Below are 12212 nucleotides of genomic sequence, written 5' to 3'. Positions count from 1 at the left end.
CTGATTATTAACAACAAACATCTCCAACCTCTATTCTATCGTCAAAACTATCTGGATTTCAAAACTGGCGATCGCACGCTATAAGCTAGTCACAGAGATACTTAGACAGTTTTCGGAGATGTCTTTTATATCTTGAGCTTAGTTGATCGGTATGAGCGATCGCCGTTTTTGGAGGCTGTTAGGGAAAAGAACTTTTACTGCTATAATTGCGCTGGCTACTGTCATCACATTGACACCCCTTAAGCTTGCTTGCAGTGTATACATAGCAGATTGTTGGTATGGGTGAAGGAATTTTTCGCTCTCTCGACAGAGGACAAACATGGAGAAACATCGGCTTTTTAGACCAGCCTATCGGCAATGAGCCTAATGTAATGGAGGCTAGCTGGCAGTAATTCGGGCTAGTATTTATTGGCACTAACGGTAGGGGAATCTACTATGGGACACCGTAAAAATGTCAGCCTTAGATTTAACTTATAAATAACCTCTAATATAAGTTTCAAAGTAGGTTAATTATGAATTTTATGTAAAGCCGGATTAATTTTCCTGTATCGTGTTATTATTTTTCCAAAAAAATACCATCATAATTATTACTACGTTATTTAATACAATTTAATTATTAATAGTAAAATTATCAAAATTGAAGGATATTTATTATGTAATATATCAACAGTTAAGGCTTTTGAATAACAACATTGGAAGCTTAATACTAGCAAAGCTGTTGTAGTTCTTAAGTCTAGGATCTTATTAGGATGTTAGGTAACTGTTATTAAGGTGGTGGATAAATTAGATAGTGATAGCTATTAGCTTGATACCTTTCTTAATTCATTCATCTAGGAAAGGTAATTTTTTAACTCCTCTACATACTAGTATTTTGGTACTAGTGTTGTTTTTATTTGGACAGCAAGTTTTCAACCTCTGGATAGCACGCCTAACTCATGAAGCATTTAACTGCGTAACCCATACTTTGTTGGTAAAGCGAGAAGGAGAACGTCTATTTCATGCTGTGATAGATAATGAAGAAAAAGGTTTTTTAGAAAGTTCCAGTCAGGGGCTAACCAATCTTATAGATTATGGTGAGAAGAAGCCCAACTTCCACAACAGCTTCAACTATCTGTACAATCTTGTACAAGACAACCCCGCTCAAATAAAACAACTCCATAAAATTAGATATATCTATAACCAGTGGCAAAGGGAGTTGCAGGAAAAAGCGCTTTCTAGTTCTGCTAGTAACAATGGTGTGGCAAAAAGCACTTTATTCGGTTCCTTGCAGAACGAGATTGAGAAACTGATTCAGCACGAAGAGATGCTTTTAAGCGATCGCCAAATTCGTGTAGAGCGCTTGCATGATATTAACACTGTGATAAACGTCTTCAGCACATTAGTTATTCTTTTAGGAGCGCTTTTAAATCTCCAGTTGTTGCATCGGCGAGTCAAGCTTCCATTAAAGAAATTGGCACAAGTTAGCAAACTTTGGCAAGCGGGACAAATGGAAGTGCAACTCTGCCATTCTTCTAAAGACGAAATCGGGGAACTAGCTGGAGTTCTTAACGCGATGGCTGATAAAACTCGTCACCGTCAAGAAAGCATTGAGGTGCGTAACCAACAGCTTGAAGACATGATATCTGCACTGTCTCACGACCTACGTATTCCTTTACTTGCCACTCGTAATACTCTAGATTGTATGAGCAGAGGAGCTTTTGGCCCAGTAAATGATACTTGGAAGGAAGTATTTAAAGAGTACGATGAAGCTAATGAGGATCTACTTCAGCTTGTAGAACTCCTCTTAGATATCTCCCGTTATGAAGCACGCAGCGCTTGTTTAGTTTGCGATCGCCTGAATTGGGAAAAGATTTTAATTAAAGTAATTGGTCAGGTAAAAGCAACCTCTACACGTGAGTTAGCCTTCATTTGTAAAATTTCTCAACTGCTGCCAACAGTCTACGGTGATGAATTAGAAATTCAACGGGTTTTACAAAACTTACTTGATAATGCCGTGCGGGTAAGTAAGCCTAAAGGGGAAATTATTTTAGAGATAACGCCCTATGGAGAAGGCCAAGTGCAGATTTCGGTGCGTGATTATGGTTCAGGAATTGCACCGCAAGTTAAAGAAAGACTGTTCCAACGCTTTATTCAAGGACAAGGGCATCGTGGAAGAAGTGGACTTGGTCTGTATTTATGTCGTCAAATTATTGAGGCTCACGGAGGAAACATTGGTGTCGAAAGTTCTCTTGGAGAGGGAAGTACTTTTTGGTTTACTCTCCCAAGTGCCATAAATGACGTTGATTGCAACCATGAACAGAATATAAGCAGATGTAGCAAAAGTGATGCCTAAGATTGACCAAGAGAAAACTGTGCGGGTTCTATTAGTTGATGATCACCCCTTAATCCGCCGAGGAATGAAAGGGCAATTTAGCCTTGAACCTGGTTTTAGTATAGTTGGAGAGGCATTGGATGGTCAACAGGCTGTTGAATTAGCTAACCAACTTCAGCCAGATGTAGTCTTAATGGATATTGATCTGCCAGTTATGGATGGGATTACAGCCACTCAGCAGATAAAAAGTAGCTGCTTGACTACTCGCGTTCTAGCCTTAAGTGCCTTTGACGACGATATCCAGGTCATGGGGATGCTTGCAGCTGGTGCTGATGGTTACTGCCTTAAAACCATTGAATGGGAACAACTCATTGCCGTCATTCAATTGATACTTCAAGGTGGTGCTTATTTAGATCCTTTAATAGCTCAAAAAGTTGCTCGGATGCTTAGGTCAACCCCTGTAGCCCCCGATGTTCCTGTATCTAAAGTAATAGCGGAACCGATTCTCAGTAATCGTGAACGCGAGATTCTTAAACTTATTGCACAAGGTCACTCAAACCAGCAAATTGCAAACCAACTCTACCTCTCACTTGGAACCGTCAAGTCTTATGTACGTATGGTTCTCAACAAACTGAGCGTTGATGATCGTGTCCAAGCAGCAGCTTTAGCCGTACGCCAAGGGTTGATTTAACCTTAGAGGAATTTATGTAAACAGGCAGATAATTCTGTAAAAGTGGTAGCTAGTGGTGAGATGTCATTAATGAGTTTTTCTGACCACAAAATGTAAGGCTGAAGTAGTTGATGTTGGAATTTATCAGGTATAGGCAGGCATAACACTAAAACATGAGGTGCAAACAAAGCTATCTCTTCAAGTGTGGGAATACAGTAATATGGAAAAACTTCTGCATTTTGTTTTAGGCAATGACTGCTGACGCGCTGCACAGTAGTGACATTGCTACCAATAACCATAATTTTGTGTTTTTTCATATCATTCATATCTTAGACTGATCCGCAAATGCGAAATGCTTACTAAACAGCAGTTTTAACGACTATATAAAGAAGTGCGATTGCCTCATTTCTCTACGTTCTCTGCGGGATGCTACGCAAACGCGTAGCGTGTCGCAGACAGAGGCTGTGCCCGAAGCGGAACAAATATAAGTAAGTCAGCGTTAAAAATTCAAGCTATGTAACCAAGTATAAAATTAGCGCATAGTTTATAAATTGGTCATTCCACAGCTTTTACAAAATCAAACATACTTGGGTTTTATCGCGTCTACTTAATTATTATGAAATTTAGACTATCTGGACGCTACAGCCAAGCGGATAGTTAGCTGGATAATTTTATCCTTCATTAGGATACTGTATAAAAAATAATTTAATTAGTCATCAGATAGTATTTTCTATCAGTATTTGCGTACGAAAGTATACGTAGAATCTACTAAGTCTTTACTCAACCTTACAAATAAAGTCTCAAGTCCTATTAAATGCTTTTATTATACTTACACATTCATTAAAAACAACGATGTTCAATGCTTAACCATGAAGTATTGACCGCTACTGTAACTGCAAATATCTTAAAGAACAAATTGACTGGTTACATATTTACTTACTTAACCTATTAAAAAATTTAATTCCCGCTTTTACAGGTTATTGAAATAAGGAAATGTGCAGACGATTAAGTTCATAAATTTACCTACTGAAAGTGTAATTACCGTGTCTAAAACCTCTAGTTCCGACCATTTTAATATGCCAGTTCTAGATGATACCCATAATGTTCCTAAAGTTGAACTTCCAGTTCACCCTTCTGTACTCAGTAAAGCCAAGCGGATGATTGACATCTTGGGTGCTGTTGTCGGGCTATCGATTACACTAATTGTAGTAATTCCTATTGCGATCGCCATTCAGTTAGATAGCCCAGGTCCTATCTTTTACAGTCAAGTTCGCTGTGGTCTGAATGGGCGTTACTTCCGAATTTGGAAATTTCGCTCAATGTCAGTCGGAGCTGACCAACTTAAGCATTTAGTTAAGAATGAAGCTCAAAGCGAGCAGATATTCAAAAATGAGAATGACCCCCGCATTACCTGTATAGGCAGGTTTCTCCGCCGCACTAGCTTAGACGAACTCCCTCAATTTTGGAACGTGCTGGTGGGGGAAATGAGCCTAGTTGGCACCCGCCCTCCCACTCCCAATGAAGTGATACACTACTCAAGACACCACTGGGAACGGTTGAATGTCAAACCGGGTATGACTGGTGAATGGCAGGCTTATGGTCGCTCCAGTATTAAAAACTTTGAAGATATTGTTCACATGGACTTAGACTACCAACGTAAGTGGTCTATCTTTTATGATATTAGTCTAATCTTGAAAACTTTAAAAGTTGTGTTATATAAGAGTGGTGCTTGCTAACGTACAGCCAATTAATGTTAGTGAAAGCTGACAACTTTATTCAACTTCCTCACACAGAATTAACAGTGTTTCCATCGCCTCTGCTAGAGAAATCAACTCTGTCCAAGAGGAGCCACTAACTAAATTTTGGGCATGAGCTAATCGGTTTCGCAACTGTTCAGCAGACTTAAGGAAACGTTCGCCAAATCGCTTGGACTTTAATCCCAATTGCTGGAGAAGTTCTGGTTGATTTAAAATCAACTCTCGTTTATCACAGAATTGCAGATAATCTAATAAATCGGTAGCTTCGTTTCTTTCTTGGCTTTCTCGCCATAGCCTTTGAGCAACTTCTAAGCGTTCAGGTTTTAGGACTTTTTGCCAAGAATCTTGAGGATAGTAAATCCGCACCAGCCGCAGCAAATTCATTTCTAGCAGCGTTACCAAGCCAAACAGTAGCATTCGTGCGGGTGCTTTCTGCAAGTCGCCACAGGTAACAATACCATTCACTTGATTGCAGTCCAGAACAAACAATCGCTGAGTTTGTTGCAAAATGGGTAGTAACTTTATCAGTGGGGTGGAAATGGCAATTAGCTCTTTTGGATGAAACACGCGTTGATAGTCGCCACACTTCCCAGATTTACCTTCTATTAAACTAGAGCGTTCTACATAACCGCTAATAGTATCTTTTGTCTCAATACCGATTACATCAAAATTGTGCGCTTGCATCCAAGGCAGCACCTCTGTAACTTCTGCATCAGCTGGCATAGCTTTGAGGGGTTCCGCCACATATTCAATGGTGATATTGTTCTCAAACAAACTCCGCAAGTCTTGAGAACGCGATTTTAGCTGTTTCATCCCCCTTCTTTAAAGAATTTTATCGTACTTGCGCGATGGGCTATGCCCCGCCGTAGGCGATCGCTCGCCGAATTTTGTGCCAGATTAGCCCTGCGACAATCAACCCTAAACCAACTTGCCAAATCGAAGACTCTACCCAAAAAGCGAGAAAAAGGCAAGAGACAAGACCTAGCCAACCTACCCATACAGGATAAAGTCGCTCCGATGGGGCCAAACGCAAAGCAGCGAAACTGGTAATTGCGTAATAAATCAAAACACTAAAGGCACTAAACGACCAGGTAGTTTTGACATTACCCAACAGTACCAGCAGAGCGATCGCTATCCCTACAAATATTACAGCCCAGTATGGGGTTGTCTGTTGTTCGTTAAGCTGCGCTAAGAATTTTGGTGCATCTGAACGCCTCCCCATTGCCAGTAACACACGGGATAAGCCCAAAATCAGGTTCAATAGCACGCCTAGCATGGCTGTCACCGCCCCAATTCCTAAGATTAAAGCACCACCGGAACCGGCAACGTTGCGGACTGCCACTTCTAGAGGCGCTGCTGTCTGCCCTGTGCTACTGCCCAAGACATCTGCTCCCACAGCCCCAATACCAACTATCGCCACTGCCATGTAAAGCAACATTGTCAGCAGCAGACAGACAATCATCGCCTTAGGAATCGTTTCCCTTGGGGAGCGTGCTTCCTCTCCCATTGTGGCAATGCGCCCATAACCTGTATAGGCGACAAACATCAAGGCGCTAGCATGGAGTACTCCTCCTGGGGAGGTTCTGAAAAAAGGTGTCAAATTCTCAATTCCTACCTCGGTAGCACGGGGTAGACAAGTAAGGATAAAAAAGCCTAAAGATAACAGCGTTACCGACACAATCACCGTATTGGTAACATTAGAGCGCCGAATACCACTTAAAACAACCAAAGTCATTATCGCTACAGCTAAGAGGGCTGTAGGAACTACCCAACTGGAACTCAAACCCCCAATGTTGAGCAAGTAACCAGCAAAACCTAAAGCGGCGGTTGCGGCTGAGGCAGTCTTTGCTACCAAAAACATCCAACCCGCGGTGAAGCCCAATGCGGGGGTAAGATATCTGTAACCATATTCATAAGTGCCACCACTGACAGCATGATTAGCTGCTAACTGGGCGCTGTTGAGTCCATTACAGGTGGCAACAATTGCCCCAATTGCTACTGCCAAAATTACTGCTGGCCCAGCAATCCCTGCTGCAATCCCGATAGTGACAAATACGCCCGTCCCGACAATCGAACCCAGTCCCATCAAGGTTGCACCAACAACCCCTAACTCCCGTTTAAGTTGGGGTGGAGAATTTGTGGCAGACATCTTTAATATCTCCCTGTTTAGATTACAAGATGTAACGTTCATCAGTGAGAATATCACGACCGAAAGGCTTGCAGATAATCATATTTTGATGACAATTTTTTTGTTACCGCTTTGATACCAAATTTAAGTCAGCACTAATTTTATACCAATCTAGTTGGTACGAAATTACTGCTACTCAGTTAATATTAAGTAACAAATTGTTTTGTACCGACGAAAAATAAATATTTATGTAGTTAAATGTATGAGATTAGTTGATGAATTATCTAGAGAATCCTTCAATAAAAAATATTTTTATTAAAATAACACATCGAATTGATACTTGGTAGAATCATACCAAGAATAACCAGAATAACCAAAATTGATTTATGCCAAGAAAAGAACAAGGGTGGGTCACATTTCAAACCTCAGAGGACGAACGGAAGATTCTAGAAGAGTTCTGCGAACAGTCTCAACGAACTAAGACGGAGATTCTGCGAGAACTCGTGCGTAGTCTCAATCAGCACACATGGGCGCCAATATCACCGCCAATTCACGAGGATAAACAGGAAGATATTTACACTCAAAAGCCTGAAATAGAAGCTAGTATTCAAAAGAAATCATTAAAAGTTAGTTCTCGCAATATTCTTAAAGGTGTGGTTAAACGAGTTGTTTATGGAGCAGTTAATAGCGAAGTGACTCTGGAGATTATTCATAAAGTAGAATTAACCTCGATTATTACTAGAGCTTCCGCAGAAGAGTTAGAACTATCTGAAGGAAAAGAAGCTTATGCAGTCATTAAGTCTAACGATATTGTCATTGCTAGAGAATAGAATTACTTTGACTTTAGGCGCTGGATATTAAAAAGATGAATCATCACTAACATTTTTGATTTTGGAGAACTGCAAGAGAAATTGAGTATATAGTTGATGCTATGTTTACCAGGAGCTATGCCTAAGCAGATCCAAAGTGAGTATCAACTAGCATTAAAAATTGTTTAAGGATTAATCTGGTATAATTTTTGTTTTGCTTGCTGCTATAGAAGACTTTACAAAAAGATTTAAAATTGGATGTTGCGTAGGCGTAGCCCGTCGTAGACATTGCTTATGTAATAGCTGTTTTCGTATAAATGGAGCACATGATAGGGGCGCATAGCTAGCTGTGCGCCCCTGCTTTCACCTAAAGTTGATACAGATAACAGATGTGTGACCCTTTTGCACCACAAAATCGTTACCGCACCAGTCAGAGTCGAAATAAACCACCACTGCCAAAACCAACCGCACAGCTATTTTGGTTTGGTTGTAGAAAACTGCCAACTTACAGCATCGTAGCTAATTTTCGCCGTGCTAGCCGCCCCTGAACTACTGAAGGTAGCCTTATCCAAGACAATCTTATCGCCTTGGGAATGTTTCAAGTCAGCGTAGGCATAGCCCGTCGTAGACATCGCATCTACATCAAGAACAGAACTGGCAAAGGATTACGCCTCTTCTTTGACATCGTTCTGTTCATTCAAATTTGCTCATTTCAAGTCGTGTTAACTGTTTGAGTACGGTAAACCGTATTGGCTCGTTAGTTCCCAAAGATTAATTTAATTGTTAAGTTTAGTTACATAAATAAAAAAATACTGCAAAGGTTGCTAAATCGGAAAAATTATGAGAATCGGTAATATCCTTGAGGATCAAGACAAATTGAACGACTTTGCGCGTAGCTCATCGCCTAGTTTGGATGGGTACGCTAACATCTCGGATGTACATCACGCAAGAATCTTAGCTTGGTTTCACTAAGTACTCCGAAAAACTTAATGGTCACTTGGCAGTGATTGGATTTATATCTCTTATAGCTTTGGAAATCTTGACTGGTATTTAATCAAGTTTCTTGAGCTAAATCAGAAATAAAACTTAATTAAGATTATTTAACAAGGTTATGAAAGCTACAGATAAATTGGTGGATTTTTTAGAACAAGAGTTGGGTATTTCTAGTGGAGCAATTTCTCTTGCTTTGCGACATTGTGAGCAAACACCAAACTTTCTAGCCATGACTCTCTGGCAGTATGGGTTGGTAACAGTGGATCAGTTAGCCCAAATTTTTGATTGGTTAGAAACAGTATAAGCTGCTGCTTCAACTATTCGGATAGTAAATAACGCACTTTCTGTGAAAGTCACATTCTCAACAGTTTTCATTCTAAGGATTGGTTACATTCATGGCAATTAAAGAACAGCCTAAGTCACCTCGGTTTCGGATCATTGCAAATATATTATTGGCAGTATCAGGGCTATTTTTGCTCTTAAATTTATTTTTGCCTGGTTTATTTGCTTCTGGCCCGACTGGGGTTCCTTATAGCTTATTTATTCATCAAGTACAAGAAGGGGAAGTCAACCGCGTTTCTGTTGGTCAAAACCAGATTCTTTACGAATTAAAAACAGAAAATACTGAGCCGGGCCCGGTGTTTGCAACTACACCAATCTTTGATTTAGAGTTACCCAAACTGCTAGAAGAAAAGGGAGTTGAGTTCGCTGCTACACCACCACCTAAGAATACTTGGTTTACAACCCTTTTAAGTTGGGTGATTCCACCACTGATTTTTATTGGTATTTGGCAGTTTTTTCTCGCCCGTGGTGGTGGCGGTGGTCCACAAGGTGCGCTTTCTATTGGTAAGAGCAAAGCTAAGGTTTACGTTGAAGGCGAATCAGCTAAAATCACCTTTGCAGACGTGGCTGGGGTAGAAGAAGCAAAAACTGAGTTAGTGGAAATTGTAGATTTCCTCAAGACTCCGGCACGGTTTACGCAAATTGGCGCTAGGATTCCCAAAGGTGTATTGTTGGTAGGCCCTCCGGGTACTGGTAAGACACTTTTAGCAAAAGCCGTAGCAGGAGAAGCAGGAGTTCCATTCTTCAGTATCTCTGGTTCGGAGTTTGTGGAATTGTTTGTCGGTGTAGGTTCTTCTAGAGTGCGGGATTTGTTTGAGCAAGCAAAGAAACAGGCTCCTTGTATTGTATTCATTGATGAATTGGATGCAATTGGCAAGTCTCGTAGCAGTAATGGCTTCTACGGTGGTAACGATGAGCGAGAACAGACCCTCAACCAGTTACTAACGGAGATGGACGGGTTTGCAGCTGGGGATGCAACGGTGATTGTACTAGCAGCTACCAACCGCCCCGAAAGCCTTGACTCTGCATTGCTGCGTCCTGGTCGCTTTGACCGCCAAGTGTTGGTAGATCGTCCCGATTTATCTGGTCGTGAAGCAATTCTCAAGATTCACGCTCAAAAGGTAAAATTAGGAAATGATGTAGATTTAAAAGCGATCGCTACTCGTACTCCTGGTTTTGCTGGTGCAGATTTGGCAAACTTGGTAAATGAAGCCGCATTATTAGCAGCTCGTAATATGCGTGAAAGTGTTGCTCAAGAAGACTTTGCCGAAGCAATTGAGCGGGTAGTCGCCGGTTTAGAGAAGAAGAGTCGCGTCATGAACGAGACTGAGAAAAAGATTGTTGCTTACCATGAAGTTGGTCACGCAATGGTCGGGGCGCTAACCACAGGAAACGGTCGCGTAGAAAAGATTTCGATTATTCCCCGTGGGATGGCAGCTTTGGGCTACACTCTGCAATTACCAACTGAAGACCGCTTTTTGATGAATGAGGATGAACTGCGGGGTCAGATTGCGACTTTGTTAGGTGGACGTTCCGCCGAAGAGATTGTGTTTAACAGTATTACAACAGGTGCTTCCAACGATTTGCAACGAGCAACTGACTTGGCAGAACGGATGGTAACAACTTATGGCATGAGCAAAGTCTTAGGACCACTGGCTTACCAACAAGGACAACAATCAATGTTCTTGGGTAATGGTGGGGGTAATCCTCGGCGGGCAGTGAGTGAAGACACATCGAAAGCTATTGATAGCGAAGTCAAGGAAATCGTGGAAACAGCCCACGAACAAGCCCTAGAGATTCTTAGACAGAATCGAGACTTGCTAGAAGCGATCGCTACTCAACTGTTAGAAACAGAAGTCATTGAAGGGGAAAAACTGCACAGTTTACTGGGTCAGATTAAACCTGTAGTTAATTCGTAATTCGTAATTCGTAATTAAGAAAGTCAGGTTTTAAACTTAGAGGTACGCAGAGAATAATCTTTGCGTACCTCTGCGTTACTTTACGTTTCTAATACTCTGGAACAGAAGGATCGATTTCTCGACTCCAAGCGGTAATTCCGCCTTTGACATTCGTCCCAACAATCCCGGCTTCCTTGAGGATGCCAAGAGCTTTTGCCGATCGCCCGCCCATCTTACAATGAGCAATTAAACGGTGACCGTTTAATATTTCCTTTACCTTCGCAACGCCACTTCCATTTTCAATGTCTGGTAAAGGCACTAACACTGAACCAGGAATTTTGGCAATGTCGTACTCATTGGGGTTACGGACATCTAGCAGTACAAAATCCTTTGCACCACTATCAAGTAACTCCTTCAAATCCTTAACGGTCATTTCTTGCATTTCCATCTGCTGTTTTGCCTCCTCTGCCTTAGCTTGTGGAATTCCGCAGAATTGTTCGTAGTCTATCAGTTTTTCAATCACTGGGCGAATTGGGTTAGGACGCAACTTCAACTCCCGGAATTTCATATCTAAGGCGTTGTATAGCAGCAACCGTCCACTCAAGGTTTTCCCTTGTCCCAGAATGATTTTGACAGTTTCAGTTGCCTGAATTAAACCAATAATTCCTGGCAAAATTCCCAATACGCCGCCTTCTGCACAAGAGGGAACCATTCCTGGTGGTGGCGGTTCTGGGAAAAGGTCACGATAATTTGGGCCACCTTCGTAGTTAAATACAGTAGCTTGCCCTTCAAAGCGTAAAATTGAACCGTAGACGTTGGGCTTATTTAGCAATACGCAAGCGTCGTTAACTAGATATCTGGTGGGGAAGTTATCAGTACCATCCACCACGATATCGTAAGGTTGAAGGATTTCCAGAGCGTTTTCGGAAGTCAGGCGGGTTTCGTATAAATCAACCTGACAATAGGGGTTAATTTCGTGAATGCGGTTTTTTGCCGATTCAATCTTGGGTTTATTCACCCAGGATGTACCGTGAATTACTTGTCGTTGCAGATTGGAAGTATCGACAATATCAAAATCGACAATCCCGATACGTCCAATACCCGCCGCCGCCAGATATAAAAGTAGTGGTGAACCTAGTCCACCTGTACCGATACACAGTACACTGGCAGCTTTCAGGCGTTTCTGTCCTTCTAACCCTACTTCCGGCAAAATCAGGTGTCGGGAGTAGCGTTCATAGTCGTCTTTGGTCAACTGGATTTCATCCAGGTTGGGATTTAGCATAGCAGTTATGATCTAGAACGGA

General features: G+C 41.6%; 11 protein-coding genes. 6 read left to right on the top strand and 5 right to left on the bottom strand.

Features of this window, described 5'->3' with window-relative positions:
* Positions 1–880: 880 nt before the first annotated feature.
* Both H6G96_RS19820 and H6G96_RS19815 read left to right on the top strand, forming a co-directional pair.
* Entirely contained in the window at positions 881–2332 is a 1452-nt protein-coding gene (locus H6G96_RS19820; RefSeq protein WP_347242252.1) for an ATP-binding protein, read from the top strand.
* A complete protein-coding gene (locus tag H6G96_RS19815; protein WP_190913034.1) occupies positions 2325–3002 on the top strand; it encodes a response regulator transcription factor in 678 nt (225 codons plus the stop codon). Before H6G96_RS19820 ends, H6G96_RS19815 begins: the two co-directional genes overlap by 8 nt.
* Before the next feature lie 2 nt (positions 3003–3004).
* Here the strand turns inward: H6G96_RS19815 and H6G96_RS19810 are convergent, their stop codons facing one another.
* Positions 3005–3298, bottom strand: coding sequence for a hypothetical protein (locus tag H6G96_RS19810; RefSeq protein WP_242063335.1), 294 nt, complete (start codon positions 3296–3298; stop codon positions 3005–3007).
* A 759-nt stretch (positions 3299–4057) separates the two neighbouring features.
* Between H6G96_RS19810 and H6G96_RS19805 the strand changes: the two genes are divergently transcribed.
* Positions 4058–4717 carry a sugar transferase gene (locus H6G96_RS19805; protein WP_190913044.1) on the top strand — a complete coding sequence of 220 codons (660 nt, stop codon included), beginning with the start codon at positions 4058–4060 and terminating at the stop codon, positions 4715–4717.
* 36 nt (positions 4718–4753) lie between these two features.
* Here H6G96_RS19805 and H6G96_RS19800 read toward each other — a convergent pair whose 3' ends face one another.
* A complete protein-coding gene (locus tag H6G96_RS19800) occupies positions 4754–5551 on the bottom strand; it encodes a hypothetical protein (RefSeq protein ID WP_190913033.1) in 798 nt (265 codons plus the stop codon).
* Between the two features lie 40 nt (positions 5552–5591).
* Positions 5592–6887, bottom strand: a complete 1296-nt coding sequence (locus H6G96_RS19795; RefSeq protein WP_190913032.1) for an APC family permease — start codon at positions 6885–6887, stop codon at positions 5592–5594.
* Between the two features lie 365 nt (positions 6888–7252).
* Between H6G96_RS19795 and H6G96_RS19790 the strand changes: the two genes are divergently transcribed.
* Positions 7253–7696 (top strand): molybdopterin-binding protein, encoded by a 444-nt coding sequence (locus H6G96_RS19790; protein ID WP_190913031.1) that lies wholly within the window; start codon positions 7253–7255, stop codon positions 7694–7696.
* A gap of 452 nt (positions 7697–8148) precedes the next feature.
* Here the strand turns inward: H6G96_RS19790 and H6G96_RS19785 are convergent, their stop codons facing one another.
* A complete protein-coding gene (locus tag H6G96_RS19785; RefSeq protein WP_190913030.1) occupies positions 8149–8307 on the bottom strand; it encodes a hypothetical protein in 159 nt (52 codons plus the stop codon).
* 479 nt (positions 8308–8786) lie between these two features.
* Between H6G96_RS19785 and H6G96_RS19780 the strand changes: the two genes are divergently transcribed.
* Together H6G96_RS19780 and ftsH4 are read left to right on the top strand one after the other, a co-directional pair.
* Entirely contained in the window at positions 8787–8972 is a 186-nt protein-coding gene (locus H6G96_RS19780) for a DUF2949 domain-containing protein (protein ID WP_190913029.1), read from the top strand.
* Positions 8973–9063: 91 nt separating this feature from the next.
* Entirely contained in the window at positions 9064–10929 is a 1866-nt protein-coding gene (gene ftsH4 / locus H6G96_RS19775; RefSeq protein ID WP_190913028.1) for an ATP-dependent zinc metalloprotease FtsH4, read from the top strand.
* Between the two features lie 88 nt (positions 10930–11017).
* Here the strand turns inward: ftsH4 and moeB are convergent, their stop codons facing one another.
* Positions 11018–12190 carry a molybdopterin-synthase adenylyltransferase MoeB gene (gene moeB / locus H6G96_RS19770; RefSeq protein ID WP_190913027.1) on the bottom strand — a complete coding sequence of 391 codons (1173 nt, stop codon included), beginning with the start codon at positions 12188–12190 and terminating at the stop codon, positions 11018–11020.
* Positions 12191–12212: the final 22 nt, after the last annotated feature.

Source organism: Nostoc sp. FACHB-892, from assembly GCF_014698795.1.
GTDB lineage: Bacteria > Cyanobacteriota > Cyanobacteriia > Cyanobacteriales > Nostocaceae > Nostoc.
The sequence above is the reverse complement of the archived record's forward strand: the minus strand, read 5'-3'. Positions and strand labels throughout refer to the sequence as shown.

Bases quoted from the DNA above. Each gene is read 5' to 3' on its own strand.
- H6G96_RS19815 (WP_190913034.1), top strand. From the start codon at position 2,325: ATGCCTAAGATTGACCAAGAGAAAACTGTGCGGGTTCTATTAGTTGAT.
- H6G96_RS19810 (WP_242063335.1), bottom strand. From the start codon at position 3,298: ATGAAAAAACACAAAATTATGGTTATTGGTAGCAATGTCACTACTGTG.
- H6G96_RS19805 (WP_190913044.1), top strand. From the start codon at position 4,058: ATGCCAGTTCTAGATGATACCCATAATGTTCCTAAAGTTGAACTTCCA.
- H6G96_RS19800 (WP_190913033.1), bottom strand. From the start codon at position 5,551: ATGAAACAGCTAAAATCGCGTTCTCAAGACTTGCGGAGTTTGTTTGAG.
- H6G96_RS19795 (WP_190913032.1), bottom strand. From the start codon at position 6,887: ATGTCTGCCACAAATTCTCCACCCCAACTTAAACGGGAGTTAGGGGTT.
- H6G96_RS19790 (WP_190913031.1), top strand. From the start codon at position 7,253: ATGCCAAGAAAAGAACAAGGGTGGGTCACATTTCAAACCTCAGAGGAC.
- H6G96_RS19785 (WP_190913030.1), bottom strand. From the start codon at position 8,307: ATGTCTACGACGGGCTATGCCTACGCTGACTTGAAACATTCCCAAGGC.
- H6G96_RS19780 (WP_190913029.1), top strand. From the start codon at position 8,787: ATGAAAGCTACAGATAAATTGGTGGATTTTTTAGAACAAGAGTTGGGT.
- ftsH4 (WP_190913028.1), top strand. From the start codon at position 9,064: ATGGCAATTAAAGAACAGCCTAAGTCACCTCGGTTTCGGATCATTGCA.
- moeB (WP_190913027.1), bottom strand. From the start codon at position 12,190: ATGCTAAATCCCAACCTGGATGAAATCCAGTTGACCAAAGACGACTAT.